Below are 26925 nucleotides of genomic sequence, written 5' to 3' on the forward strand. Positions count from 1 at the left end.
TATCGCTATTTATATTGATTTAGCTCTATTGTGTTGGATATAGTGTTTTTAACATTTATAATCCTGCACCAACTACCGGACATATTTTAATAAAATTCAAAGCAAAAGGGATTTATGACGTACTCTTCGCGCCTGCATTTTATTGCCCTATCTATTGTATGCATTTTATATAGCAACCTGGCCCTAACAAATAACATTACTAGCCAACTGCGTGGTGTAGTTGATGATGCCAATTGCCCATGTGAGCTGATATTAACTAACTCACAGCAACAGCTTAAATTACAAAAAAATGTTAATGGCCAACAAGTTTTCAGCTTTAACAACCTAGCTGCGGGGCAAGAATATCAACTGACCGTACGCAACCAACAGCATGTAATCTTCGAAGAAAGTTTTACCCTAGAACTTAATCAGGATAAGTGGTTAACCATAGCCCCTTCTAACAAGAAAGAAGTCATTCAAGTAGTGGGCCGGCAAACAACCAATCCAAACCAATTTAATGCTCAGCAGCTACACAATTTAAGTGTATTTAATCGCGATATTAAACAAGCATTAAATCAGTCTGCTTATGTTATTAAACAACTTGGGGCAGATGCGCCTTTGTCTATTGCAGGGCAACATCCTAACATGAATCAGTTCTCGGTTGATGGTTTAGCGCAAAATGACAATTTTGGTTTAAATTCTAACGGCTACCCAACCCAAAGATTGCCAATACCATTTGCAGCACTGGCCAATGTCAGCGTCAGCCCTGCACCATTTGATGTACATTTTAATAATTTCACTGGCGGTGATATTAATGTCACCACCAAATCAGGCGCTGAAGACTTTTCTGCAGGGGTATTTTATCAATATGGCAATGAACAATTATCAGGTAAATTAATTAAAGACAATGGCAGCAAAGCTGAATTAGATGATTTCGCCCACACATTTTTTGGGTTTGATTTCAGTGGCTCATTGTCCGAGCAATTATATTACTTTGTCGCTTTTGAGGCTTTTAATAGCCCAAAAACTGCAACTTGGGCACCCACAGGAGCATATGGCGCAAACAATGCAGATATAACACTCGAAGATGTACAAAAAATTCAGCAAATTGCATTAAATACCTACCAGATAGATATTGGTGATTGGCACTCACAACCGCAAGAACAAGATGAAAAATGGCTTATCAAACTTGATTGGTTTGCCAACCAACAACATAAACTATCCACAACGTTACAATATAACGAAGGCAACTTAACCCGCAATTCAGGTTGGAGCGCAAGTGATTTGTATTTAAGCAGCCACTGGTACGATAAAATTGAAACGCTCAAATCAGCCACCAGTTACTGGCATGCTGACTGGTCAGATAATTTAAGCAGTGAATTTAAACTAGCTTATAAAGATGTCACCACAGAGCAGAAATCCTTATCAGATTTTGCTGATGTTACCGTTTATAGCCAAATAAATAATAACCGCCCAACTGCAGCAGTTTCTTTTGGCTCAGACATTTATCGCCATGCTAATCAATTATCCAATCAAACATTTATTAGCCAATTTAGTTTTGACTACCAGTGGTTTGAACACTCATTGTTAGCTGGTATCGAATGGCAGCAACAGCAAACTAAAAACTTATTTGCGCCAAATTCTAAAGGGAGTTGGCAGTTTAATTCGATTGAACATTTTGCTAATCAGCAAGCGAGCAAATTTAGCTATGCCAATGCTTATACTAACAATCCAGCAGATGCGGCAGTGGATATAAAACTAGATACCCTCAGTTTATTCTTGGCCGATAACTTGCAAATAAACCAAGCACTCAATGTAGAATTGGGTTTGCGTTATCAAAAAATGTATATGGCGAATGCACCCAAATTAAACCAAAAATTTGTCCAAAGATTTGGCTTTAATAACAACCACACACTTGATGGCCTTGACGTGTTATTACCGCGTGTTCAACTCATTTGGCAAATTAACCCTCAACACAAATTGAGTTTAGGCGCAGGTTATTTTAGTGGTGGCCAACCTTTGGTTTGGCTGGCAAATAATTTCAGCAACGATGGCATCACTTATACCCAATTTGATCCAGCAAGTGTCGATAGCGAAATTTATCTAACCGATGTCAATTTACAAGTACCTAACCAAGTAAAAGCCAGCTTACAGCAAGCGGATGGCTACACAAATTCACTATCACCTAACTTTAAATTACCTTACAGCGTAAAAAGTTCAGCAACTTACCAATACACACCACAAAACACTTGGTTAGGTGCGAATTGGCAACATCAACTAGAGTTTCTCTACCAACAAAATCGCCATGATGTTATTTGGCAAGAATTGATCCGCACACCCCAAACAAATACGGATGGCTCGGTAAAAACCACTCAAGATGGTGGTCGAATTTTGTATCAAACTTTAGATCCATTAACCGGCGAACACACCAGTAGATACGATATTGTGCTGACAAATTCAGTGCAAAATACCCATAGCCAGATATGGAGTTTATCTAGCCAAGCGAACTGGATGGATAAAATAAAACTGTCTATACAATATGCCAATCAAAACATTGATGAAATTCAACCAGGTTACGGCTCAACCGCAGGCTACAACTATACAACGGCGGCAACGATCAACCGTAATAATCCATCTGTTGGTACCAGCACATATCAAGTTAAACATAAATTCGCGGTTAATCTAACCTATCAATTTAACTGGTTAAAACACTATGCCAGCGAACTTAGCTTACAGTTTGAACGCCGCAGCGGCACGCCATATAGCTGGACGTTAGAAAGTTACTATTCAACAGACTTTGGCGACCAAAATGATCTGTCGTATTACTCAAGTTACCTAGCCTATATTCCAACAAAAAACGATGCCAATGTTGTTTATCAAGACTTGAATTATGCTGAGTTAGCTGAATACATGCAGCAATTTAATCTTGAGCAATATGCTGGCGGCTACACAGCTAAAAACCAACATTTTGCGCCGTGGCAAAGTTATTTAGATTTAAATTTTCGCCAGCAACTGCCAGCCTTTAGCAGCAACCACCTAGCTGAAGTTTATCTGACTATCAAAAATCTACTTAATTTTTTCAACTCTGATTGGGGCAAAATAAAGAATAGAGGAGATTCCGACAGGCCATTAGTTGCATTTAATGTAGATGAGCAAGGGCGATATGTTTATCGTAAACCTTATTATGGATTTAGTGACAACTCATGGTTTTATGCCGACCTCAACGCATCCGTTTGGCAAATGCAAATTGGCCTAAGTTATAGGTTTTAAACTATGTTAGCCAATAAACAAGCCGTTACCAGAAAACTGCTTATCTCAACTTGTTGGTTGATGATAATTATTGGAGTAGTTGAAACATTGCAGGGTAGAGTATTTTACCATACTCTGCGGCCTCACTTAGAAATAATCTCTTTTTTAACTCAACCCTGTTACGCAATACTCTGTTATTGGATTATGCCGCGTGTATTTTGGCCTCAGCAGCAAAAATTACTGCATAAACTCGCGACACTAAAACAAAACTTATTATCGAAATACACCTTAACAGCAGTCATTAAACAAATTGTGGTTTGTGTGCTGTACACAGCAAGCTTTTACCTACTGTATTTTTTTGCCAAAAATTGGTTTAGCTTTGAACACAAAATTACTTGGTTTTTTCCAACCGGTTTACAATTTATTGCACTACTTTTATTGCCATATAGATACTGGTTTGCCGTTTATCTTGGTACTTGGGCAGGCTACCAACAAGTACATTATTTTTACCAAGGTGAATATTGGCCTTGGTATTCGTTACTTTACAACTTAGTCAATAACTTTGTATTCATCTATCTACCCATGTATATAGGTCGCAGAATAATAGCGCACAATTGGTTATGGTCGGTGCGTGGTTTATTAGTATTTTTTCTATTCGTAATTAACTATCGCTGTATAGACGCAGCTAAATACGTTTTTTGGGACAATTACAATGTAGAAATAGTTACTTTAGGCTTTTATTTATCCGCAGTCGTGGGTGGATTAGTGGCTATTTTGTTAATTACCCCAAGCAGTTTTTTAGTTATCTATCTTGTGCAGTTATGGCGTACCAATAAAAGTGCGCTTAAATACGTTAATTTTCAATCAATAAAAGTACCCCTCTTGGTTGTAGCTAGCCTAGTTGTTGCCTCTAGTATTATCTACAAATTGCAACCTAACTTAGTCAGCTTTTTATATTGTTTGTCGTTTTTACCCATAATTTGGTTTAGCTATCGTTATGCTTGGGTGGGCGCAGTTGTTACCACCAGCTTAGCCAATGTGCTTATCTTAGTTAGCACCTACCAACAAGCGCCTGAAGTTTTACAAAACGCGCAGTTTTATTTGTTGGCGGTTAACCTAACAGGTTTGTTTATCGGAGCGGTTATCACAGAACACAAACGTGTAACCAATGTCCTAACCCATAAACACTCACAACTATTGCAACACAGTGAAGACTTAAAAAAACTCGCAAGAAGCAATGCAAAACTGGCTGGCAAAGTAGTTGCAGTACAAGAGCAAGAGCGCAAACAATTATCGCAAGAATTACATGACGAAGTTGGTCAAAGTTTAATCGCACTAAAAACGGAACTAGAAATTATGGACAGACAATACAAACGTGGATTAATCCAACCCGAGCAAGTAAAAGAGCTAAACAGCAGCGCAGATAAAATTTATCAGTCAGTTTATCAACTCATGCATTGGTTGCGCCCTCGAGTGCTTGACGACTTAGGTTTGCATAAAACCATTGAAGGCAATTATTTTGCAGGCCGACTTCACAAACAGAATGTGCAATATTGCCCAAATGTGGTTGGCGATATCAATCAACTAGCTGAGAAATATCAAATAGCGGTATTTCGCATAGTGCAAGAGGCCATCAACAACTGTATTAAATACGCCAACGCCAAACGAGTGCAAGTATTTATCTGTTTGGAAAATAACCAACTACATTTGCAAATTCGCGATGACGGTGTTGGATTCAACCTAGATAATCAATCAGCGGGTTTTGGCCTAGAGGGCATAAAGGACCGAGTAGCTAGTTTGCAAGGTAGTTGCGACATCAGTAGTAACAGCCAAGGCACCCAAATTATTGTCCATTTTGATTTAGTAAAAGGGAACAACTGAACATGAATATCGCGATAGTGGAAGATCACCAATTGGTTTTAGATGGCTTCAGTCGATTATTAACCAGCGAGGGTTATAAGGTAATTGCAGGCTTTATCGACTTTCATAGCGCCTTAGCACAATTGCCGAAAACACCAGCTGATATTTGCATTGTGGATATTTCACTACCTGATGGTAATGGCATTAATTTAGTTAAACAGCTCAGTGCTAAAATGCCAAACTGCCAATTTATTATGGTGAGCATGTACGACTACAACCCATATATAAGTGATGCACTAGCCGCAGGAGTTGCTGGTTATTTATCTAAACGTGTTGCCGCGGCTACTTTAATTGATGCAATTGAATCGGTTGCCAATGGCGATAATTATTTAAGCGCCGACATCCAAAACAAATTAGAAATATCCAGTCAACAACGCCCAACTCAGCTAACTAGCCTAACCGAGCGAGAATTTGAAGCTTTTATATGTTTTGCCCGCGGCTTCAACCCAAAACAAGTTGCCAGCCAGCTAGACATGATGCCTAAAACCGCGCATGTGCATCGCGCCAACATAATGCAAAAACTCAAGTTGAGAAATCAATTCTCTATGCTCAAAATAGCTTTAGAAGCAGGGTTAATTAGTTGCAATGAAATAGCTATGAGTTGATAAATAACAGAATAAACGCAACCACACCACATTTAGATCACATGTTTGCCTTGATTAAACATTTTGGGAGTGCAAAAATAGTCTCGTTAAATTTAATACAACAAGGATTTTTATGAAAAAGGCGCTATTAGTTTCAGCTATTATTTCAACTCTAACAGCATGTGGAAGCTCAGGAAATTCCGCCACTTCAATAAACAATTACCAGTCAGTCAAAATAACCAGCTCTAACTCAGCGGAGGTCGCTTCAGCAAGCGCAGCTATTGTATTTGATAGCTTGGCATCAGAGTTTGCTGACATAGTAACAGCGGTCAAGCAAAGTAAAAAAGTTAACTATCAAAGCTTTGTTAACACTAACAATATTATTCACTTAACAAAAACAGCATTTGAGCAGCAAAATAGTGACTTTGTCTCAGGCATAAAAAGATCAGACACATTAACGTGCAGATTATCAGGCTCAATGGACATTGAAGCATCAATAGCCTCTCCCTACAAAATAACGAAAGGCGACTACATCACAACGAAGATGAGTAACTGCAACCAAGGTTTTGGAACAAGTTCGGGTTTAATGACCATGACCTTTCTGTCTGACTCATCTCAAAATTTTTTTATAGGGTCGGGTGATTTTAATACAAAGATTCAAATATCATTTGACCAATTTACTATGTCTGAAAGCGGTGCAAATGCTGTTGCAAACGGAGAATTTGTATTGGAACTTAACCAGCAAAGCCAAGGATATAGCTCAAAAATGACCACAAATCAATTCAGTGTCACTTCGATTGATAGTGGAATAGAACAGGTATTGGCCGATTTTACCACTGTAACCAATTTAGATTTAATACGACCGTTAGTACAATGAGTACCACAGGGGAAGTTGCTGACTCAACTCTTGATGGCAAAGTACATTTAGATACAGTTACAAAATTCAATTTGTTTGAAAATCAATCCATTAATCCTTACTCTGGCAAGTTAAAAATTACAGGGCAAAGCTCTATACTTTGGTTAACCGCACAGTCAGAGACAAACGTATTAATTGAGTTAGATACGAATGCTGATGGCACTATCGACAGCAGCGAAACATTAAGCTGGAGCGAACTTTATTAAGCCGTTTAATGCTCCGTCAATCTCAAAAGAGCTATCGATTATTAGCTCTTTTTTGTTGATTTCATTCCTCTATCTACCAACTCAATTATTAGCCAAAACCAATAATTACCTAGGTTTAAGTGCATCCCTAACCAACAGCCGGTTTTCCGAAAAAGATAACCAAAAGACCTTAAATACTGAACAAGGCCAGTTTACTGGTTTGGGCTTAGACTGGGGTTATGTAATACCGGGTAACTGGCTAATATCAGGAAAAATAACCCAACAAAACACCAAACTGAATTACCAAGGTTTTAGCCAAAATGGTTTGGCGATTAACAGCCACACTCAATATCAGCAACAAGAATTTGCAGTAGCAGTACGTTATACATACCTGCCATATTTTGCATCTATTGGTATGAGCCATAACCAACACCAACGAGATATTAAAAGCGTGGGTGAAATATCTGGCTTAAACGAAAATTATCAGTTCAATTATGCAATGCTCGGGCTTGGTTTTCAGTATAATTTAACTCAACATCTGCAACTCGAACTTTCGGTAGACTATGCCTATTCAATAAAATCTAACCTAAGTGTCGATTTTTTTAATTTATACGACTCAAACCAAAAACCTCTCAACAAGGTTACACGCACGCAACTTTTCTCCCAATTAGCCTATACCCTATCGCAATCGCACCAGCTCTTATTTTCACACTTCAACATCAAGAAACCTATATAGCAACAAGCGACCACTTTGCTTTAACCGAGCATGGCAAACATAAAGGCTTTTTTTATCAACCTGAACGACAGCTAAAACAAAATTCTGCGATATTCAGCTATCGCATTAACTGGTAAAAGTAACTTGTTGAATACGTATTCATATGATTGCTGCCAAAAGCTCTGGTGATTAAACTCCATACCGAATTAACGTCCATAAAATTACACACAAAATAAAGGTAAAGGAAATCATGTTTAAAAAATCTCTTTTGGCACTTGCGTTGTCATTCACTAGCATTGGTGCGAGCGCAAATTGGGTGGGTGGAGTCAACTATGCATCTTTTAATGAAGACGTAGGTATTGGAGATGTTAATGTAAAAACACTCAACCTTGAACTTGGCTATAAATACAACACTTCGGAGCAGTTCAAGTTTATACCTAGCCTCAGATTTGGCTTTGGCATTGATAACGACAACATAGACACCTATTGGGGTAGCTTTGAGTTTGCGGTTGATCAGTATTATGTATTGACTATACGCGGCCAATACGAATACAACAGCGGTATTTATTTATACGCAGCACCTAGCTTTGGCAGTTACAAACTAAGCTTAAATGACCACAGCGAGAATAAAGATGAATTTGCCTATGGTGCAGGCATTGGTTTTAAAGCCAACGATACTATGGCTTTTGAATTGAGTTTAGAAAGAGTTGACGATGCAGATCTGGTCAGTGCTGGTATTAAGTTCGGTTTCTAAAACCACTGCAAAATTATAATTTATAGCGCGGCACAGCTGCGCTAATGCTCCACCTAATCGACAGCCAAAAAATTTCCATTTTTATGCAATTTTTTATTTGTATTTTGCAAAAATTGCGATAAATTTCGCTTCGCTAACGTGTGCAAAATCAGCCCTTCTGCATTTCTCTGGCCCTCCACTTTAGCTTCCAATTAACACTTTGTTTGTATTTACATTTTGGAGATTTAGCGGTTGAACGATTCAGTTGCTTTATTACAGCTGCGTGGGCTGGAAAAGTCTTACGCTGGGCACTCGATCCTGTCTGGCTTCGATTTAACTATTTTTGATGGTGAATTTTTTACTTTATTAGGCCCGTCTGGTTGTGGCAAAACCACTATTTTGAACATGATCGCCGGCATGGAAATGCCTGATGCGGGCAGTATAGTATTGCTCGGTAATGATATCAGCCAAGTGCCTGCCGAAAAACGCCCAATCAATACTGTATTTCAAAGTTACGCACTATTCCCGCATATGACGGTATTCGACAATGTTGCATTTGGTTTGCGTATGCAAGGTGTGGAGAAAAAACAAATTAAACCACGTGTGCTTGAAGCATTAGAAATGGTACAACTCGCCCATTTGGCGGATAGAAAACCAGCTCAACTATCTGGCGGTCAGCAGCAACGTGTAGCTATTGCCCGTGCAGTGGTTAATCAACCTAAGGTGTTGTTATTAGACGAATCTTTATCTGCACTCGATTATAAATTGCGTCAACAAATGCAGTTAGAGCTTAAGCGTTTACAACGCAAACTCGGTATTACTTTTATTTATGTAACACACGACCAAGAAGAAGCTTTATCTATGTCTGATCGCATTTTAGTTATGCATCAAGGCAAAGTGCAGCAACTTGGGACACCTAGACAAATTTACGAAAACCCAGCCAACCTGTTTGTCGCGCGCTTTATTGGTGAGATTAATCAGCTCGATGGTGAAATTGTTAGTGTTGATGGTGACCACACTTACGATGTTAAAGTTGAAGGTTTGCAATGGACATTAAAAGCACAGCACAACTTCACAGCCGGTGATAAGGTGCATGTGTTGTTGCGCCCAGAAGATTTACGTGTTGAATATATTGACGATTTTCATGCTAGTCAGTACCTAGTCGGCACTGTGGTTGAGCGTAACTACAAAGGCAAAACCCTAGATTCATTAATTCGTTTAGGCTCAGGTATAGAGGTACTTGCCAGTGAGTTTTTCAACGAAGATGATCCATCATTTGATTACAGGCCAAATCAAAAAGTCGCGTTAAAATGGGTGCCCGGTTGGGAAGTAGTTATGCCAGCTGAAAAAAGTGAAGTTGCAGCATGAAGCTGAATAACTTCACCTTCAACTGCGGCATCTTTAAATGCTTAGCTATTGGTTTAGCCAGTTTATGGTTAACCCTGTTTGTGTTTTTTCCAAGTGTATTGGTGATGATCACCAGTTTTTTAACCCGTGATCCACAAAACACAGTCGCACTACCAGTTAATATCGCCAACTACCAAAAAGCTTTTGATCCTCTGTATCTACAAGTGTTTCTCGACTCACTGACTATGTCGGTACTGGCGACTATCTGCTGTTTGTTAATAGCCTATCCGTTTGCTTTAGCAATCAGTAAGTTAGATAAACGTTTGCAAGCCATAGCACTGTTTTTAATGATAGTACCGTTTTGGACCAATTCTCTAGTGCGCACTTATGCCATTCAATTTATTTTGGGCAAACAAGGGTTAATCAACAAAGCTTTATTAGCACTTGATGCGATTGATAAACCTTTGCAACTTATGTACACCCAAGGCGCTGTGATAATTGGCCTGTGTTATATCTTGCTGCCCTTTATGGTGTTGCCACTGTTTTCATCATTAGAAAAACTCGACAGCAAGTTACAGTTAGCTGCTCAAGATTTAGGTGCAAATGCTTGGCAAAGGTTTTGGCACATCACTATTCCACTGACTATGCCTGGCATAGTCGCGGGCTGTCTAATGGTGTTATTGCCTTCTATGGGCATGTACTACATAGCTGATTTATTGGGTGGGGCGAAAAATTTATTGCTCGGCAACGTAATTAAAACCCAGTTTTTAAATACGCGCGATTGGCCATTCGGCTCTGCCTTTAGCGTATTACTTATGTTGTTATTGGCCTTTATGTTGTGGCTGTATTTTAGAGCGGCGAAGTTTGCCAACAAACAAGGAGGTTTAGGTGATGCGAATTTTTAGCAAATTGTATATCGCGCTCATTTTAAGCCTAATTTATCTACCTATGTTTGTTTTGGTGATCAACTCATTTAACCAATCTAAATACGGGATTAAGTGGGGTGGCTTTACTACCAGCTGGTATACAAAACTATTTAATAACGATGGGCTTATTCAAGCAGCGCTAAATTCATTAACCGTGTCAGTTATTGCAGCGACAGCCGCAACTGTTATTGGCACCTTAGCCGCGGTTGCTTTGCATAGGTATCAATTTAAAGGCAAAGCATTATTGTCGTCTATGGTGTTTGTCGCCATGTTAACGCCTGAAATAGTTATGGCGATTGCACTGTTAATTGTCTTTATCAGCTTAGGTATCACTTTAGGTTTTATCTCGCTGGTCATCGCGCATATTACCTTTTGCCTACCTTTTGTCATTGTAGCTGTGTACGCGCGCCTTAAAGAATTTGATATGCGCATGCTCAATGCAGCCAAAGATTTAGGCGCAAGCGAGCTGCGTATATTTATTGAAATTATCCTGCCATTAATTTTACCTGCGGTGATTTCTGGTTGGTTGCTAAGTTTTACCCTGTCGCTAGACGATGTGATAGTCAGCGCATTTGTCACAGGGCCGGGCTATGAAATATTGCCGTTAAAGGTGTATTCCATGGTAAAAGTGGGTGTCTCACCCGAAGTTAACGCCATTTCAACGCTACTGTTGGTGGTGTCACTGACTATTGTCATTATTTCTCAACTACTTATTCGTAAGGATAAAACCCAATGAAAAAATTACTTTCAGTAATGATGGCAGCAGTTATCGGTGCAACAGCTTGCTCTGAAAAACCGGCTTCTGAACAAACTGCAGCTGCTAAAGCTAAACCACAAGAAAAAGTGGTTATTTACAACTGGACTGAATACATTCCGGCAGATGTATTGGCTCAATTTACCGAGGAAACAGGCATTGAAGTTGAGTATGCTACATACGAAAGCAACGAAGCTATGTATGCCAAAATCAAGTTGTTAAAGGGTGAAGGTTACGACATCGCTGTGCCTTCTACTTTTTACGTGGAAAAAATGCGTGAAGAAGGTTTATTACAGCCAATTCAAACAGCTAAGTTAAGCAACTATGCAAACTTAGATGAAAACATGTTGAACAAAGATTATGACCCAAATAATCAATTCAGCATTCCTTATTTATGGGGCAGCACAGCTATTGCTGTAAACAGTGAAGTAATCGACCCAGCGTTAATTACTAGCTGGCAAGATTTATGGCGTCCTGAAGTCGCTGGCGAATTAATGTTAATGGACGACGTGCGTGACATTATGGGTGTTGGTTTAGCGGTTAAAGGTTTTGATGACAACACCACCAACGAAGCTGAAATTGAAGCAGCTTACATGGCGTTACAGTCGTTGTGGTCAGGTGTAAAAATGATCAACTCTGATTCACCAAAAACACCGTTAATTCAAGGTAACGTGAATATTGGTGTTATGTGGAATGGTGAAGCTTATATGGCGCAACAAGAAATGCCGAGCATTGAGTTTATTTACCCGTCTGAAGGTGCAATAGTGTGGGTTGACAGCTTTGTTATTCCTAAAGGTGCGGCAAATGTTGAAAACGCACATAAATTTATCGACTTTATGTTACGTGCAGAAAGTGCAAAAGCCGCTATTGAAGAGTTAGGTTATGCTGCACCAAACAAAGCAGCTATGGAGCTATTAGCACCTGAGTTGCGTAACAATAAGATCATCTTCCCTGATGCTGAAGATATTCAAAAAGGTCGTATTCACAAAGATTTAGGTGAATCGATTTTAGTATTTGAAAAATACTGGGAAAAATTAAAAGCGGGTGTTTAATACTCGGTTTTCTACAAGGTGGCTGAGGGTTTAACCTGAGCCACCTTTTATTTTATCGCTGCTACTGGGTGCTCTGTGGGTCGAAGCTAAATGGGGTATTACTCACAAAAACGCTTCAAGGCTGTCCCTAGCTCGCTCGCACAATATATCCCTATCTTGTGAAGTTTTGTTCGCAACACACCCATTCACCTTCTCGGCTGTTGAGTCGCTGCATTGGTTTTAGTTTTCTTAAAATGAGTAAAGCAATAAAGCTGTCGGGAGAGATGATTAGGATTGTTTTTCGCAAAACTTCCAATCGGTAGGGATACCGTTTGAGAGCGGGTCAGGATGACCTTGAAGCGATTTTGCGAAAAATAGCCTAATCAGCGTGACCTTCTCTGCCACAAACCTTGCAGCGTTTGTAAATTATATGTAAACCCACTCCTACCCCAATATGCAACCACCAATTTCAGTGGTATAAATCGCACCAATAACCAAGCGCGATCACATCAATTCTGGTTAGATTTTTAATACCACACAAATAGGTAAATCTAATGAAAAAAGTAATTTCTAGTTTAATCGTGTTAACTGCTTTATTTAGTCAAACAGCTTTCGCTGGTGAAAAAATTAGCAAAGAAGAGCGTCAAGCATTATCAAAAGAATGCCGTGCTGAATTAAAAGCAGCAGGCAGTGACATGTCTGACAAAGAAGCGATAAAAGCCCAAGTTAAAGAATGTGTAAAAGGCAAAATTAAAGCAAAACAGCAGTAAATTGATTTTACTAACGGTTTATTTCAGCCCAGAAAACTGGGCTGAACACCCCAACAAAACTCACCCAATTCAAACCAACCACTAACAAGCATTTAAACATCCGAGGTTAGCTCCACCTTCTCAAACTTGACAGAATCAATTCAACTCAAGATAATTTTGTCTACATTTAACAAAATAAAGAATAAATAATGACTAAAGGATTAATTTCAACTATTGCGGCAAGCCTAATTGCACTGATTACTTCTGGTTGTGGATCAGACACTTCAATTGAAACCGAGACACCAGCTAATACACAAAGGTCTAGCCAACAACTAGCACTGAAAAACATTGAAGATGCGGCATTAGCTAACGTTGATAAACAAACAATGCAACAAACCTTCAGCTTGTTTGAGCAACAAATAACACTTAGAAGCCTGCATCAATTAGTCTATAGCGCAGCAAATATAGCGGTTAAACAACAAGCAGATAAATTGATAACTGCAGATAACAACACTCAGGCAAACGATTATTTAACCGACCAACGCAACACAGCAAGCCAAACAGAATTACCATTTAACACGGCAAATGATTGGTGGAGCATTCCACCATCAGAGGTAACAGGAATTGAATTGCAGTGTGCTTTTAAAAACTTACATTCATCATTTCAATACGATTATGGTGTTTGGGGTTCAAGCCAAACAGAAGATATTGATTTAACTGTTTGTGAGCAAAACCAAACGCTACCGAAATTAAATTTAGACGTTGCGTTAGCATGCGACAACTACGGCACGGTGCAAATTAAAGGCCAATGGGATCTGTCAGCACCATATAACAATAAACTCGAATATGTTATTAACAACTGTAGTGCCGATATTCAAGCAAGTGGAGGATTAAGGCTAGCAAAAGAAACGACCCAACAATTAGCACTCACAAGCTTATCAACAATATTAGATATAAAAAGTTTGAGTTTAATAACTGATACACAAGATATATCTATTGTTGGTCAATACGCACTTGGCAATCATAGTGAGCACAATCAAACCGTTATAACTGACAACAATAGTCAAATTGCCACGAGTTTCGACTTGAGTTGGGAATATGAAGATCAGTACACAACCGCAGTGCCAACATGGATTTCTTATAAGAGTAAAAAAGTGTTCGCGAGTGGTTGGATTAACCCGCACAACAGCAAATATCAGCTCAAAGTATCCAACCTTTACCCGAATCAAATTAAATCTGACGATTCAGCATCAATAGAGTTAATTGGGCAAAACAGCGTAAAACTAGATTTTCGACCTATTGGTTGTTCATCAGAGGCAATCAGACAATTTCAAACGACAGACACTGGACAAGACGAATTTTGGCAAGCTCTAGGCTACACTAAAGAGACGGACACAAGTTCGTATTATTGGCGAACGACAGATGGAAGCAGATTGGTACAAACAACGGATTTAGTGCAACCAACGGACTGCAACACAGCCCCTACAGGCGACAATGCCAAGGCTATCGTCTTTTGGCCAAAATCAGCTGGTGACACCGACTACAGCAACCCAGTTTATTTTGATTCACTTGCTGACTTTTTAAATGACGACGATAACTAAATTTCATCGACAAATTTGCTGCAAAAAGCAACTATTTCTTGTCTGAGGGTCGATTGTATGGTATTTATACGCCCTCAAATGCAAATCGTCTCTTTTGCAGGTATCGAATTAAGATGAATTTCCGAATTATGATTAAATTAGTCGTCGTCAGCGTGGTGGTGCTTCTCACTTCACCGCGGGGGTATGGCTCGGTTTAATTATAATTAACCAGACTAACATAAACCCTCGCGTCGCAAGACTCGGGGGTTTTTTGTTTTAGTCGTTATTTAAAAGATAAAGGGTAAGTTATGACCGGCGCTGAACTGGTTTTAAAAGTTTTACAACAACATGGCGTTAAACACGTATTTGGTTACCCAGGTGGTGCCATCATGCCAATCTATGACGCTTTGTACGACTCAGACGTACAACACTTTTTATGTCGTCACGAACAAGGTGCGGCATTCTCAGCTATTGGTTATGCACGGTCTACCGGTAAAGTAGGTGTCTGTATGGCGACTTCAGGCCCAGGCGCAACCAACCTAGTAACTGGTTTGGCCGATGCTATGATGGATTCAGTTCCAGTTGTCGCCATTACAGGTCAGGTATTCAGCAGCCTGATCGGCACTGATGCCTTCCAAGAAATGGATGTTTTGGGCATGTCGTTGTCTATAACCAAACACAGCTTCTTAGTACAAAGCTTAGATGAGTTGGCTGATGTGTTGCATCAGGCGTTTGAATTGGCTCAGTCTGGCCGCCCAGGACCTGTGTTAGTCGATATTCCTAAAGACATTCAAATTGGCAGTGTTGATTTTGAACCTTACCCAATTAATGAAAAACAATTCCCAGCAATTGACCAAAATGCAGTAACGGCCGCACGCGATTTAATTGGCGCAGCGAAAAAACCACTATTCTATATTGGCGGTGGTGTAGGTTTAGCCGATGCGATTGACGAGTTACAAGACGTATTGGAATATAGCCAAATCCCGGCAATTTCAACCTTGAAAGCTTTGGGTACAGTACCGGGTGATTATGCCTACAACTTAGGTTTTGTTGGTATGCACGGCAACCAAGCAGCTAACCATGCGGTACAAGAATGTGATTTGTTAATTTGTACTGGCGCGCGTTTTGATGACAGGGTAACAGGTAAGTTAGATACCTTTGCGCCCAATGCTAAAGTTATTCATTTAGATATAGATCCAGCAGAAATTAGCAAATTGCGTACCGCTGATGTAGCGATTTTAGGTGATTTCAAACAAATACTACCTCAGTTAAAAGTTGCACCTCATACACCGGAATGGTTAGCGCGTGTTAGCAGTTTAATCACTGAATTTGCTTGGCGTTACGACTATCCTGGCGAGAATATTTATGCGCCTAAACTATTAAACCAATTAAGCAAAGCGTTACCAGAAGATCATGTCGTCAGCTGTGATGTTGGCCAACACCAGATGTGGGTTGCACAACATATGTTATTTAGCTCACCGCGCAATCACTTATCTAGCGGTGGTGCTGGTACTATGGGCTTTGGTTTACCTTCTGCTATTGGTGCACAAGTAGCGCGCCCAGATGCAACTTCAGTTGTGGTATCAGGCGACGGTTCATTTATGATGAACGTGCAAGAATTAGGTACAATTAAGCGCTTTAACTTGCCAGTTAAAATTGTGTTATTAGACAATCAACGTTTAGGTATGGTTAAACAGTGGCAAGAATTATTTTTCGAAGAGCGTTACTCAGAAACAAATTTAAGCGATAATCCAGACTTTATAACACTGGCTAAAGCTTTTGACATACCAGCGATTAGCATAAGTAAAGGTGATGAAGTTGACCAAGCTATCGAGCAATTTGTTCAAAGCAAAGGGCCAATTTTATTACATGTACAAATTGATGATAAAGATAACGTTTGGCCGTTAGTTCCGCCAGGTAAAGCAAACCACGATATGATAGAGGGCAACTAAGATGACACATACCATTAATTTGATCGCACAATCTCGACCAGAAACAATGGAACGCGTGTTACGAGTCGTCCGTCACCGTGGTTTTGCGCTAAACGCAGTTGAAATGAAAAACTGCGACCAAAGCAATACAGTCAACATTCAATTGACAGTATCGGGCGAGCGTCCTATCAGCAATTTAGAACATCAATTGAAAAAATTATACGATGTGACTGAGTTAGAATTAAACTCTGCACTTTCACAATCAGCCGTAGCAATGAATGCGTAATTTTCAGGACATTAACAATGAGCAAATCTAATTATCCAGAACTAATTTGGTACAATGGCAAGGTTATTCCATGGCAAGAAGCAACTGTGCATATTGTTTGTCATGCAATTCATTACGGTTCATCTGTATTTGAAGGTGTACGCTGTTACGACACACCAAAAGGTCCAGCGATTTTCCGTTTGAAAGAGCATACACGTCGCTTGTTCGATTCAGCTAAAATTTACCGCTTTGAAATTCCTTTTACTGAAGAAGAAATTAACCAAGGCTGTAAAGACATAGTCAAAGAGAATGGTTTAAAAAGCGCTTATTTACGTCCATTTGCATTTATGGGCGCGCATGGCTTAGGTTTAAATCCACCAAAAGTACCATTAGAAACATCCATTATGGCGCTGAACTGGGGTTCATATTTAGGTGACGAAAGTTTAGAAAACGGTGTAGATGCTGCAATTACTTCTTGGAATCGTCTAGCACCTAACACTATGCCAACAGGTGCAAAAGCCGGTGGTAACTACTTATCTTCAATCTTAATCACTACTGAAGCAAAACGTCATGGTTATGTTGAAGGCATAGGTTTAGACCAAAATGGCTGCATTTCTGAAGGTGCAGGTGAAAATATATTCGTAGTCCGTGATGGTGTAATTAGCACACCACCATTAACCAGTGGCATTTTGCCAGGTATCACGCGTAACACCCTAATCACATTAGCCAACGAGTTTGGTTACACTGTGCGTGAACAAGCAATCCCACGTGAAGCTTTATATTTAGCGGATGAAGTCTTTATGTGTGGTACAGCGGCAGAAGTTGTCCCTGTACGTAGCGTCGACCAAATTACAGTAGGCAATGGTAAGCGCGGTCCAATTACTGAAAAGATTCAAAAAGCTTACTTCGACCTAGTTAAAGGCGTCGGTGATGACAAGTGGGGTTGGTTAGATTACGTAAACGAATAATCGTTTACTGCTAGCTTAACAACCCACTTATCAAGCAGGCACGCGCCTGCTTTTGCATATTTAAATACCCAACCAATAATGGGAGACAGAACAATGCCAAAATTAAGATCAGCCACTACAACTCAAGGCCGTAATATGGCAGGTGCTCGTGCGTTATGGCGCGCAACCGGTATGAAAGACGAAGATTTCAACAAACCAATTATTGCCGTAGCAAACTCTTTTACTCAATTTGTACCAGGTCACGTACATTTAAAAGACATGGGCCAATTAGTTGCCCGTAGCATTGAAGCAGCAGGTGGTGTTGCCAAAGAATTTAATACAATCGCAGTAGATGATGGTATTGCTATGGGCCACGGTGGTATGTTGTATAGCTTGCCTTCTCGCGACTTAATCGCGGATTCTGTTGAATATATGGTTAACGCGCATTGTGCTGATGCATTAGTCTGTATTTCCAACTGTGACAAAATCACCCCGGGCATGCTGATGGCGGCGATGCGCTTAAACATTCCAGTGATCTTTGTATCTGGTGGCCCAATGGAAGCGGGTAAAACTAAGCTTTCAGACCAAATCATCAAACTCGATTTAGTTGATGCGATGATCCAAGGTGCCGACCCAACTGTTTCCGACGAACAAAGTAACGAAGTTGAGCGTTCAGCATGCCCTACTTGTGGTTCATGTTCAGGTATGTTCACTGCAAACTCAATGAACTGTTTAACTGAAGCTCTAGGTCTATCTTTGCCAGGCAATGGTTCAATGTTAGCAACTCACGCTGATCGTGAACATTTATTCAAACAAGCGGGTTCACGCATCGTTAAATTATGTGAGCAATATTACAAAAATGATGATGACTCAATTTTGCCACGCAACATTGCAACTTTCGAAGCATTTGAAAATGCCATTGCATTAGATATTGCTATGGGTGGCTCAACCAATACAGTTTTACACTTATTGGCGGCTGCGCAAGAAGGTGATGTTAACTTTACTATGGCCGACATCGACCGTATGTCGCGCAAAGTGCCAAACCTAAGTAAAGTTGCACCAGCAACTCAAAAATACCATATGGAAGACGTACACCGTGCAGGTGGCGTTATTGGTTTATTAGGTGAATTAAACCGTGCCGGCTTACTGCATGCTGATACCAACCACGTTTTAGGTGGCAAGTTAGCAGACGTACTAGCTAAATGGGATATTATGGTAACCGAAGACGAAGCGGTTAAAACTTTCTACCAAGCTGGCCCTGCAGGTATTCGTACCACTAAAGCCTTCTCGCAAGACTGCCGCTGGCCTTCGTTAGACAACGACCGTGCAAATGGTTGTATTCGCAGCAAAGAAAACGCCTATAGCCAAGACGGTGGTTTAGCCGTATTAGAAGGCAATATTGCTGTTGATGGTTGTATTGTAAAAACGGCGGGTGTAGACGAAAGCATCTTAAAATTCTCAGGCCCAGCAATTGTATTTGAAAGCCAAGAAGATGCAGTAGACGGCATTTTAGGTGACAAAGTTAAAGCCGGTGACGTGGTAGTCATTCGTTACGAAGGCCCCAAAGGTGGTCCGGGCATGCAAGAAATGTTGTACCCAACCACTTTCTTAAAATCTAAGGGTTTAGGTAAAGCTTGTGCATTAATCACTGACGGTCGATTCTCTGGCGGTACATCTGGTTTATCTATTGGTCACGTTTCGCCTGAAGCGGCAAGCGGCGGTACTATTGGTTTAGTAAAAGATGGCGACATCATTGAAATTGATATCCCGAACCGAGGCATCTCATTAAAAGTCGATGAAGCTGAACTTGCAGAGCGTCGTAAACAACAAGATGCAGCTGGCTGGAAACCTGTTAGCCGTGAGCGTGAAGTTTCTTTTGCATTAAAAACTTTTGCTATGTTTGCAACCAGTGCCGACAAAGGTGCTGTGCGTGATCGCAGCAAATTAGAAGACTAATAAAATGAGTGACAACCAAACTAAACATTTATCTGCGCAGGATTACCTGCGCAAAATCTTAGTCGCCCCTGTATATGATGTGGCCAAAAATACCGACCTCAATTACATGGGTGGGTTGTCGCAACGTGTGCACCAGGATATTTGGTTAAAACGCGAAGACCAACAACCGGTAAAATCGTTCAAGTTACGTGGTGCATACAATAAAATTGCCAACCTCAGTGACAATGCCAAAGCCCGTGGTGTTATAACCGCATCTGCGGGTAATCATGCGCAAGGCGTAGCGCTTTCTGCCAATCGCATGAAAGTAAAAGCGACCATAGTCATGCCAGAAACCACCCCTGATATTAAAGTGGAAGCGGTGCGTAACTTTGGCGGCGACTGGGCGGATATTATTTTAATTGGTCGCAGTTTTGATGTTGCCAGCAACCATGCGCAAGAGCTAGCAAAATCAGAAGGTTACACTTATGTACCACCTTTTGATGATGAAGATGTTATTGCAGGTCAAGGCACAATCGCTAAAGAATTATTTGATGCTAAACGCGATTTAGACGTGGTATTTGTTGCAGTTGGTGGTGGTGGTTTAGCTGCAGGTATCGCGGTTTATCTAAAACAGCTAAAACCTAATATTAAAATTGTTGCGGTTGAGTCAGACGAATCAGCCTGTTTAAAAGCGGCTATGGAGCACAACCAACGCGTGATGCTCGACCAAGTTGGCATATTTGCTGATGGTGTTGCCGTTAAAATTATTGGCGAAGAAACCTTCAGACTATGTCAGCAATATGTTGATGAAATTATCACTGTGAACAGTGATGAAATATGCGCGGCGATTAAAGACATTTTTGATGATACCCGTGCAATTGCTGAACCTGCTGGTGCTTTGTCTGTCGCTGGTATAAAAAAATGGTTAGCGGCCAATAAACCAACTGAAAAACTGCAACTTGCGGGTATTTTATGTGGTGCCAATATTAACTTTCATACACTTAGGTATGTGTCTGAGCGTGCTGAGTTAGGCGAGAAAAAAGAAGCAATTATTGCTGCGACTATCCCAGAAGAAAAAGGCGCATTCCGTAAATTCTGTGAAATTTTAGGTGGCCGCGCCATCACAGAATTTAACTATAGATATGCACCCAGCTCAGCTGCCCATATATATGTGGGGTTAAAACTTCGCCGCGGTGAAGACGAGCTACAAGAAGTGTTAGCAGAGCTTAAACAAAACAATATAGATTGGTTTGATTTATCTGATAACGAAATTGCCAAACAACATGTCCGTCATATGGTCGGGGGTCGAGCACCTGAGTTAACCAATGAAAGACTGTTTAGTTTTGACTTCCCTGAATACCCAGGCGCGTTACTTAACTTCTTACAAACATTAGGTCAGCGTTGGAATATCACCTTATTCCACTACCGCAACCACAGTGCCGCCAGTGGTATGGTGCTAGCTGGTTTTGATGTTAGCGAAGCCGAATTAACCGAATTCACTAGCCACTTAGACAAAATTGGTTATCGCTATAAAGACGAAAGTAATAACCCTGCTTATCAATTCTTTTTGAAAAGTTAGAGTTGAAATTTTAAACATAAAAGTGCGGATTCTTTTGTTTTCTGGCCAATTATCTTCTACTCTTAACAGGTAGGCATGCAAACTTGGCTCAGGGATAAGATGACCGCACTTCCTCTAAAGACAATTGCTCGAACACTCCATACCTGGCAGCAACGCTTGGCGGTAACCATTAGCTTATTTGTAATATTTTTCGCAGCGATCTGGGGTTTTACTATCGCACAAAGTGCCAAACAGCATAGTGATGAGCTAGTCACCAGTATTTTGCAATCTAAACCTGATGTGAAACTAACTCAGCTGCCAAAACTATTAACTGCCAGCAATTCTATCGTCGCTGTTGTCAACATAAAACTAGCAACACCAACTTATATCAGACCCAACGTATGGCTCAATTGGACTGGCACTACACGCACTTTCCGACTGCAAGACGGGCAAACATTTAAAATCAAATACCTTATTTTAAGTGGTAAGCATATCATCTTGTTGATAACCATTACTGGGCTATTTTGGTTGTGCGCCCTGCTGCTTGCTTGGGCGGCCAGTAAAAACATTGAAAAGAAACTTTACCAGACAGAGCGCAAAGCGCGTCGATTATTTCAAAGTAATCGCAACCAAAACAACAATAAACATCCCAACCTATTTGATGTGCTCGACGTTTTGTTAGATGAATTAGCCATCGCGAGAACTGAACAAAATCGCGTTGATAAGTTTATTCGTGCGCAAACTTTTTTAGACCCAGAGCTAGGTATAGGCAATCGAGTATTCTTCGAAAACAGGTTAGAAGCTTTGCTTAATATTGAAGAGCAAGTGGAGCAAGGATTTGTTATTGGCCTACGAATAGATGATTTTGATCAGCTGGTTGAGCGCAACAAAAAATCAGCCAACGAAATGCTCGGCCAATTTACTCAAATACTAGAGCAGAGTTTAAAACGCCACCCAACGGCATTGTTAGCTCGGTATTCACAGCGTGATCTAGCAATTTTATTAACCAATGTCTCGGTCAAAGATATTGAGCTATTGTGCAAGCATATTTTACGGGCGTTAGCTCATGTACGTGTGCCACCTCCACTCGATCCCGAAAGTTTGTACCATATGGGGGTCGCGAGTTTTCGTTCAGGTGATCAGCTAACTCAAGTTTTGCTCGAGGCTGATATGGCAATTCGAGCTGCACAATTGCAAGGCGGTATCAACTGGTTTATGTACCAAGAACAAGATAAAGTTAAAACTGTCACTATGGGCTCTTTGCAATGGCGTACACTATTAGAAAGAACTCTGATGCAGAATGGCTTTATTCTTTATTTTCAGTCAGTTATCCAACACCAACCCAGAACAGTTCATCACCAAGAAGTTTTAGTTCGGGTAAAAGACAATGATGGCAAAATTCTCAAAGCCAGCTTATTTATGCCGATGGCGCAAAAATGCGGTTTAATCACCCAAATAGACAAACAAGTTGTGCTAAAGCTAATTCGGTTATTCGAACAAGATACCACCAGCGAAGCTAGGTACAGCATTAATTTGGCACAAGAGTCTCTACTTGACCATAAATTCAAGCAGTGGTTTTTAAACGAGCTATCACAAAACCCTAAACATGCTCAGCGTCTGATGATAGAAGTATCTGAATATACCATAGTAGAACACTCGGAAGAGCTATCACTGTTTTTACAACAACTAGATAAATTACATGTTGGCATTTTAGTCGATCAAGTGGGTCAATACGTATTAAGCTCTGAGTACATTAAACATCATCCAATTTCTTACCTAAAATTGCACAGCAGCATAGTGCGCAATATTCAAAGCAAAAGTGAGAATCAATTGTTTATTCGCAGCTTGCAAGGCACTTGCGCCGACACCTCGGTTAAGATTTTTGCGTTTGGATTAGAAACCGAAGCAGAATGGCAAACGCTGAAACAACTCAATTTAGCTGGTGCACAAGGACAATATTTTAACTTACCTGAGGCAAACCTATCTCTGTCAAATACGCCTGGGTGACTTTATTTTGCTGCAAGTACCCTCGCCAACCTTGTACTCCGCCTGTATGCAATAACAAAACTTTTCCGCCCTTGGGAAAATAGCCCTTGTCCACAAGAGCGTGAAACGCAAGGCTCATTTTGCTGGTATACACAGGATCTAGTGTTATTTGATGATGTGTAAAAAACTGCTGAGCTTGCAGTAACACCGACTCAGTTAATTTGCCAAAACCTCCACAATGAAATTCAGTCAGCAATTGCCAGTTTTTGCTTTTAGCTTGCTCACCAATTAAGCTATGTACTCGCTCACGTAAATAGTCTGCCTGCTTCAACGCTGCAATGCCAATAACACATTGGTTTGGGGCTGCCGCGGCAACTAAACCAGCCAATGTGGTAGCAGAGCCCACAGGGCAAACTATATAGTCAAAGTCATTGGTTTGTTCAGACAATATCTCTGCGACACCTTTTAGCGCGATCTGATCACAGCCACCCTCAGCAACCCATAAAGTCCGATTGGGATAGTTAGCTAAAATTTGCTGTTTAAACTCAGCGTCATCTTTTAACCGATAGGTTTTTCGGTCTAAAAAATTTAACATTGCTTGATTTTGCATGCAGTCACGCAATGTCGGGCTTAACTGCTGAGGCTTGTCTAGCCAGCTTGCTTCCCCCCTGATATACAGGCTCAGTGGGATATCGTAATAATTCGCCACATAGCTCAACGCATGTATATGATTGCTATAAGCACCACCAAAACTAACCATATGTTTAGGCATGTCTGCATCGTTAAAAAAATATTTAAGTTTGCGCCATTTGTTGCCACTTACAATGGGATGAATTAAATCATCTCGTTTAATAAATACATCTAGCTCGGCATCTGCAAACGATGAGTGCGATAATTGTTGAATCGGTGAAGGTAAATTGAACATTAAAGTTGGAAAATACACAATCTTAGTTGATAATTAAGTATCTGATTTTACTAAACCGTCGGGTTGTCTTCTATAATTTATAGTAAAGCGGTGGTGTAAACACACTTGATAAATGAGACCAATGCTTAGTCTAAAATCAATACAACAAAAATTCTCCAAAAACAAACAGAGCCGCTATCATGCATCTTTAATGATGACCAGCACAGCAGCTTACCTGTTGATCTATCAGCCAGGACAAAAAACACCGCTGCATACAGCAGATCAACCGCTCGAAAGCAATGAAAACTGGCACAATTGCATTAAGCAACTTCTTGAAACTTCACCTCTGATTAAACAAGCCAGCTTAAATATTGTATTACCTGGCTCGCAATACCAACTTTTTGTTGCCGACAAGCCAGATGTAACAGAAGATGAACTCGCATCTGCAATAAAATATGCCGCGGCAGACTATATCAATGTACCTTTAGATGACGTGGTCACTGAGTACTTTGATATCCCAGTGCAGCAGCATGGCCAAAATAAAATCAATTTAGTGGTGGCAAATAAACGTTTTGTGCAAATGGTTATCAAAGAGTGTAATCAAAAATGTAACTTGCTCAATAGAATAACCATTGACGAACTGGCTTACGAAGACTTATTTTTGAGCGACAACGATGCATCACTGTTAGTTGTTCACCACCCAGATGAACAACTACTGCTACAAATTGTCAAAGAAGGCAAAATATACTTTTTCCGCCGAGTTAGAGGCTATGACAAGATTGACACATTCGCCGAGCTCGAAATCAAACATGGCGCGGCCGATGGTTTAAGCTTAGAAATCCAGCGCTCGCTTGATTATTTTGAAAGCCAACTTCGCCAACCTCCAGTTAAAAGAATTTATATTTCTATTCAAAATAAACACGAAAAACAATTAATTGACCAAATTGGTGAAAACTTTGACGTGCCTGTTTTGCCATTAAAGAATCGTTTGGCTGACGAATTACCAGATTCAGATAATCACGCCTATTTCCCTGCAATTGGTGCAGTGCAAGAGTTATTGAATCCGCAACCGCAAGGTAACGGAGTGGCGAAATGAAACGTGACATCAACCTCTACCTCGAAGAGTTTCATCCAAAACCAGATCCGTTGAGTCTAGGCAAAATTTCGAGTGTTTGGCTGATTTTACTGCTGAGCTTGTCGGCAATCGCTTGGTGGGTTAATTCACTTGCCGCAACAACCTCAGCTGAATACAACAAAGTCAGTCAAGCAATTGCGCTGCAGCAAAGTTTGGTAGACGAATTCGAGTCAGCACTAGCCAATCGCGCTGAAGATCCAGCGCTCAAAGACACTATTGTCAATCTCAGCCGTGAGATTTCACAAAAACAAGCAGTTAAGAACCTGGTTGAATCACGCCAACAAACAGGCTTTCAATTTTCACCATTAATGGCTGATCTCGCTAACTATCACCATACAGGCATCTGGTTGGAAACCATTGTTTATCAAAATAAACAAATTGTGCTAAAAGGCGGGTCGAGTAAAGTTTCAACTATTCCACAATGGCTCGCTGGTTTGAGTCAATCAGATTATTTTATCGGTAAAACCTTTAAAGATTTAACCTTGAATGCTTCCGCCAATGGCTTATACACACAATTCAGCGTTGCGACCAACAAACTCAGTGAAACAGACTCTTTGGCAGGGCAATTATGAAGCAGCAGTGGCAACAACTTGAAGATAGATATAGTCAGATAACAAAACGCGAAAAGCTAATCATCTTTTTTAGTGGCTGCGGTGTATTAATCTATGTATTTGTTATGTTATTTATTGAACCCGCCTGGTCACAATATTCTCAACAACAGCAAGAGTTAGACATATTAAAAACACAAATTGTTGAGTTAGAACAAAGTTCAACCGAGCTTAAACAAGCACTTAGAATCGATATTAACTTGCCATTAAATGAGCAAATTAGCCAACTCAAACAAAGACTAGAGTCGGTAGATGCTAACTTAGAGCAAATTTCGGCTGAGCTTGTCAATACCGAGCAAATGACACAGCTGCTGCAAGACATGCTAGCACAAAGTGACAGAGTAAAACTGGTTAGTCTACACGCGATGCCAGCCGTTGATTTAATGGCGGTCAATCAAGCTGCTGCAGACAAACATCCAGCGATGAACGTTAGCCTATACCAACAGAATTTACATATGGTGATAGAAGGTCGCTACCAAGATATATACGAGTTTTTACACAGTGTTGAATCATTGCCATGGCAATTTAACTGGCAAAACTTTCAATATCAGGTAAAACAGTACCCAAGTGCCCAACTAAGCATTGAAATTGCAACCTTGAGTTTAACCGAGGATGTATTAAAACTATGAAAAAATACATCAACTATTTAATAGGGTTTACCTGCATTATTATCAGCACAATTTGTAGTGCATTACCTACAGATCCGACTCGACCTAATTTTAGTTTGCTCGGCACAGCTGCTGTCACCGCAACAACCAAAACGGCCAGTAGTCAAATCAATCTGCAAGCAATTATGTTTAATAATCAGCAAAAGTTTGCCATTATTAATAACAAGTCATATAAAGAGCAGCAATGGCTTAACGCAGACACTCAAGTTATAAAAATCACACCGCAAGCCGTTACTCTGAATAAAAGCGGTGAAAAACAAACCATTAATCTGCAATCAGTTCAGGTTAAAACAGCAAGTAAATTGGATGGCCATTAACCT

The 26925-nt window shown here is 40.3% G+C and carries 24 protein-coding genes; 23 read left to right on the forward strand and 1 reads right to left on the reverse strand.

All coding sequences use genetic code 11. The features are described 5' to 3' along the window. Positions 1-114 precede the first annotated feature (114 nt). The 19 genes from DS2_RS15855 (at position 115) to DS2_RS15945 (ending at position 23311) form a co-directional block, all read left to right on the forward strand. Positions 115-3249: a TonB-dependent receptor gene (locus tag DS2_RS15855; protein WP_035015848.1), complete on the forward strand. Its 3135-nt coding sequence runs from the start codon at positions 115-117 to the stop codon at positions 3247-3249. Positions 3250-3252: 3 nt separating this feature from the next. Beyond that, positions 3253-5109 carry an ATP-binding protein gene (locus DS2_RS15860; protein ID WP_035015850.1) on the forward strand — a complete coding sequence of 619 codons (1857 nt, stop codon included), beginning with the start codon at positions 3253-3255 and terminating at the stop codon, positions 5107-5109. Between the two features lie 2 nt (positions 5110-5111). Beyond that, a complete protein-coding gene (locus tag DS2_RS15865) occupies positions 5112-5753 on the forward strand; it encodes a response regulator transcription factor (protein WP_035015851.1) in 642 nt (213 codons plus the stop codon). A 112-nt stretch (positions 5754-5865) separates the two neighbouring features. Then, on the forward strand, positions 5866-6609 hold the full coding sequence (locus DS2_RS15870; RefSeq protein WP_035015853.1) for a hypothetical protein: 744 nt from the start codon (positions 5866-5868) through the stop codon (positions 6607-6609). Then, positions 6606-6854 (forward strand): hypothetical protein, encoded by a 249-nt coding sequence (locus DS2_RS15875; protein ID WP_035015855.1) that lies wholly within the window; start codon positions 6606-6608, stop codon positions 6852-6854. Before DS2_RS15870 ends, DS2_RS15875 begins: the two co-directional genes overlap by 4 nt. 52 nt (positions 6855-6906) lie before the next feature. Further along, a complete protein-coding gene (locus DS2_RS15880) occupies positions 6907-7569 on the forward strand; it encodes an outer membrane beta-barrel protein (protein ID WP_160168582.1) in 663 nt (220 codons plus the stop codon). A gap of 229 nt (positions 7570-7798) precedes the next feature. Continuing rightward, on the forward strand, positions 7799-8302 hold the full coding sequence (locus tag DS2_RS15885; protein ID WP_035015858.1) for an outer membrane beta-barrel protein: 504 nt from the start codon (positions 7799-7801) through the stop codon (positions 8300-8302). Positions 8303-8533: 231 nt separating this feature from the next. Continuing rightward, a complete protein-coding gene (gene potA, locus DS2_RS15890; protein ID WP_035015860.1) occupies positions 8534-9649 on the forward strand; it encodes a spermidine/putrescine ABC transporter ATP-binding protein PotA in 1116 nt (371 codons plus the stop codon). Next, positions 9646-10533, forward strand: coding sequence for a spermidine/putrescine ABC transporter permease PotB (gene potB / locus DS2_RS15895; RefSeq protein WP_051479942.1), 888 nt, complete (start codon positions 9646-9648; stop codon positions 10531-10533). The genes potA and potB overlap by 4 nt, the downstream gene beginning before the upstream one ends. Next, complete coding sequence (gene potC, locus DS2_RS15900) at positions 10520-11290, forward strand: spermidine/putrescine ABC transporter permease PotC (RefSeq protein WP_035015862.1); 771 nt, start codon at positions 10520-10522, stop codon at positions 11288-11290. The genes potB and potC overlap by 14 nt, the downstream gene beginning before the upstream one ends. Further along, positions 11287-12360, forward strand: coding sequence for an extracellular solute-binding protein (locus DS2_RS15905; RefSeq protein WP_035015863.1), 1074 nt, complete (start codon positions 11287-11289; stop codon positions 12358-12360). Before potC ends, DS2_RS15905 begins: the two co-directional genes overlap by 4 nt. 533 nt (positions 12361-12893) lie before the next feature. Then, positions 12894-13109 (forward strand): hypothetical protein, encoded by a 216-nt coding sequence (locus DS2_RS15910; protein ID WP_035015865.1) that lies wholly within the window; start codon positions 12894-12896, stop codon positions 13107-13109. A 188-nt stretch (positions 13110-13297) separates the two neighbouring features. Then, positions 13298-14689, forward strand: coding sequence for a hypothetical protein (locus DS2_RS15915; protein WP_035015866.1), 1392 nt, complete (start codon positions 13298-13300; stop codon positions 14687-14689). Between the two features lie 287 nt (positions 14690-14976). Next, the gene (gene ilvG / locus DS2_RS15920; RefSeq protein ID WP_035015868.1) at positions 14977-16620 is read left to right on the forward strand and encodes an acetolactate synthase 2 catalytic subunit; all 1644 of its coding nucleotides are present in this window, start codon (positions 14977-14979) and stop codon (positions 16618-16620) included. Position 16621: 1 nt separating this feature from the next. Beyond that, positions 16622-16885: an acetolactate synthase 2 small subunit gene (gene ilvM / locus DS2_RS15925; RefSeq protein WP_035015869.1), complete on the forward strand. Its 264-nt coding sequence runs from the start codon at positions 16622-16624 to the stop codon at positions 16883-16885. 17 nt (positions 16886-16902) lie between these two features. Next, positions 16903-17832 (forward strand): branched-chain amino acid transaminase, encoded by a 930-nt coding sequence (locus DS2_RS15930; protein ID WP_035015870.1) that lies wholly within the window; start codon positions 16903-16905, stop codon positions 17830-17832. Between the two features lie 93 nt (positions 17833-17925). Beyond that, positions 17926-19767 (forward strand): dihydroxy-acid dehydratase, encoded by a 1842-nt coding sequence (gene ilvD, locus DS2_RS15935; RefSeq protein WP_035015872.1) that lies wholly within the window; start codon positions 17926-17928, stop codon positions 19765-19767. A gap of 4 nt (positions 19768-19771) precedes the next feature. Further along, positions 19772-21325 carry a threonine ammonia-lyase, biosynthetic gene (gene ilvA, locus DS2_RS15940; protein WP_035015873.1) on the forward strand — a complete coding sequence of 518 codons (1554 nt, stop codon included), beginning with the start codon at positions 19772-19774 and terminating at the stop codon, positions 21323-21325. Positions 21326-21424: 99 nt separating this feature from the next. Next, positions 21425-23311 carry an EAL domain-containing protein gene (locus DS2_RS15945; protein WP_035015875.1) on the forward strand — a complete coding sequence of 629 codons (1887 nt, stop codon included), beginning with the start codon at positions 21425-21427 and terminating at the stop codon, positions 23309-23311. Here the strand turns inward: DS2_RS15945 and DS2_RS15950 are convergent. Further along, positions 23265-24215: a 1-aminocyclopropane-1-carboxylate deaminase/D-cysteine desulfhydrase gene (locus DS2_RS15950; protein WP_051479943.1), complete on the reverse strand. Its 951-nt coding sequence runs from the start codon at positions 24213-24215 to the stop codon at positions 23265-23267. The genes DS2_RS15945 and DS2_RS15950 overlap by 47 nt on opposite strands. Before the next feature lie 121 nt (positions 24216-24336). On the opposite strand from DS2_RS15950, the gene DS2_RS20040 reads away from it, so the two are divergent. The 4 genes from DS2_RS20040 to DS2_RS15970 are packed head-to-tail and all read left to right on the forward strand — an operon-like array spanning position 24337 to position 26922. Beyond that, complete coding sequence (locus DS2_RS20040) at positions 24337-25290, forward strand: hypothetical protein (RefSeq protein ID WP_152537628.1); 954 nt, start codon at positions 24337-24339, stop codon at positions 25288-25290. Further along, positions 25287-25901, forward strand: coding sequence for a PilN domain-containing protein (locus tag DS2_RS15960; protein ID WP_035015877.1), 615 nt, complete (start codon positions 25287-25289; stop codon positions 25899-25901). Before DS2_RS20040 ends, DS2_RS15960 begins: the two co-directional genes overlap by 4 nt. Beyond that, the gene (gspM, locus tag DS2_RS15965; RefSeq protein WP_035015878.1) at positions 25898-26566 is read left to right on the forward strand and encodes a type II secretion system protein GspM; all 669 of its coding nucleotides are present in this window, start codon (positions 25898-25900) and stop codon (positions 26564-26566) included. The genes DS2_RS15960 and gspM overlap by 4 nt, the downstream gene beginning before the upstream one ends. After that, entirely contained in the window at positions 26563-26922 is a 360-nt protein-coding gene (locus DS2_RS15970) for a GspB domain-containing protein (RefSeq protein ID WP_035015880.1), read from the forward strand. The genes gspM and DS2_RS15970 overlap by 4 nt, the downstream gene beginning before the upstream one ends. Positions 26923-26925: the final 3 nt, after the last annotated feature.

Source organism: Catenovulum agarivorans DS-2 (genome assembly GCF_000568405.1).
Classification (GTDB): Bacteria; Pseudomonadota; Gammaproteobacteria; order Enterobacterales; family Alteromonadaceae; genus Catenovulum; species Catenovulum agarivorans_A.

What these genes read in the sequence shown, in the direction of transcription:
- DS2_RS15855 (WP_035015848.1), top strand. Translation starts at nt 115, where the DNA reads ATGACGTACTCTTCGCGCCTGCATTTTATTGCCCTATCTATTGTATGC.
- DS2_RS15860 (WP_035015850.1), top strand. Translation starts at nt 3,253, where the DNA reads ATGTTAGCCAATAAACAAGCCGTTACCAGAAAACTGCTTATCTCAACT.
- DS2_RS15865 (WP_035015851.1), top strand. Translation starts at nt 5,112, where the DNA reads ATGAATATCGCGATAGTGGAAGATCACCAATTGGTTTTAGATGGCTTC.
- DS2_RS15870 (WP_035015853.1), top strand. Translation starts at nt 5,866, where the DNA reads ATGAAAAAGGCGCTATTAGTTTCAGCTATTATTTCAACTCTAACAGCA.
- DS2_RS15875 (WP_035015855.1), top strand. Translation starts at nt 6,606, where the DNA reads ATGAGTACCACAGGGGAAGTTGCTGACTCAACTCTTGATGGCAAAGTA.
- DS2_RS15885 (WP_035015858.1), top strand. Translation starts at nt 7,799, where the DNA reads ATGTTTAAAAAATCTCTTTTGGCACTTGCGTTGTCATTCACTAGCATT.
- potB (WP_051479942.1), top strand. Translation starts at nt 9,646, where the DNA reads ATGAAGCTGAATAACTTCACCTTCAACTGCGGCATCTTTAAATGCTTA.
- potC (WP_035015862.1), top strand. Translation starts at nt 10,520, where the DNA reads ATGCGAATTTTTAGCAAATTGTATATCGCGCTCATTTTAAGCCTAATT.
- DS2_RS15905 (WP_035015863.1), top strand. Translation starts at nt 11,287, where the DNA reads ATGAAAAAATTACTTTCAGTAATGATGGCAGCAGTTATCGGTGCAACA.
- DS2_RS15910 (WP_035015865.1), top strand. Translation starts at nt 12,894, where the DNA reads ATGAAAAAAGTAATTTCTAGTTTAATCGTGTTAACTGCTTTATTTAGT.
- DS2_RS15915 (WP_035015866.1), top strand. Translation starts at nt 13,298, where the DNA reads ATGACTAAAGGATTAATTTCAACTATTGCGGCAAGCCTAATTGCACTG.
- ilvG (WP_035015868.1), top strand. Translation starts at nt 14,977, where the DNA reads ATGACCGGCGCTGAACTGGTTTTAAAAGTTTTACAACAACATGGCGTT.
- ilvM (WP_035015869.1), top strand. Translation starts at nt 16,622, where the DNA reads ATGACACATACCATTAATTTGATCGCACAATCTCGACCAGAAACAATG.
- DS2_RS15930 (WP_035015870.1), top strand. Translation starts at nt 16,903, where the DNA reads ATGAGCAAATCTAATTATCCAGAACTAATTTGGTACAATGGCAAGGTT.
- ilvD (WP_035015872.1), top strand. Translation starts at nt 17,926, where the DNA reads ATGCCAAAATTAAGATCAGCCACTACAACTCAAGGCCGTAATATGGCA.
- ilvA (WP_035015873.1), top strand. Translation starts at nt 19,772, where the DNA reads ATGAGTGACAACCAAACTAAACATTTATCTGCGCAGGATTACCTGCGC.
- DS2_RS15945 (WP_035015875.1), top strand. Translation starts at nt 21,425, where the DNA reads ATGACCGCACTTCCTCTAAAGACAATTGCTCGAACACTCCATACCTGG.
- DS2_RS15950 (WP_051479943.1), bottom strand. Translation starts at nt 24,215, where the DNA reads ATGTTCAATTTACCTTCACCGATTCAACAATTATCGCACTCATCGTTT.
- DS2_RS20040 (WP_152537628.1), top strand. Translation starts at nt 24,337, where the DNA reads ATGCTTAGTCTAAAATCAATACAACAAAAATTCTCCAAAAACAAACAG.
- DS2_RS15960 (WP_035015877.1), top strand. Translation starts at nt 25,287, where the DNA reads ATGAAACGTGACATCAACCTCTACCTCGAAGAGTTTCATCCAAAACCA.
- gspM (WP_035015878.1), top strand. Translation starts at nt 25,898, where the DNA reads ATGAAGCAGCAGTGGCAACAACTTGAAGATAGATATAGTCAGATAACA.
- DS2_RS15970 (WP_035015880.1), top strand. Translation starts at nt 26,563, where the DNA reads ATGAAAAAATACATCAACTATTTAATAGGGTTTACCTGCATTATTATC.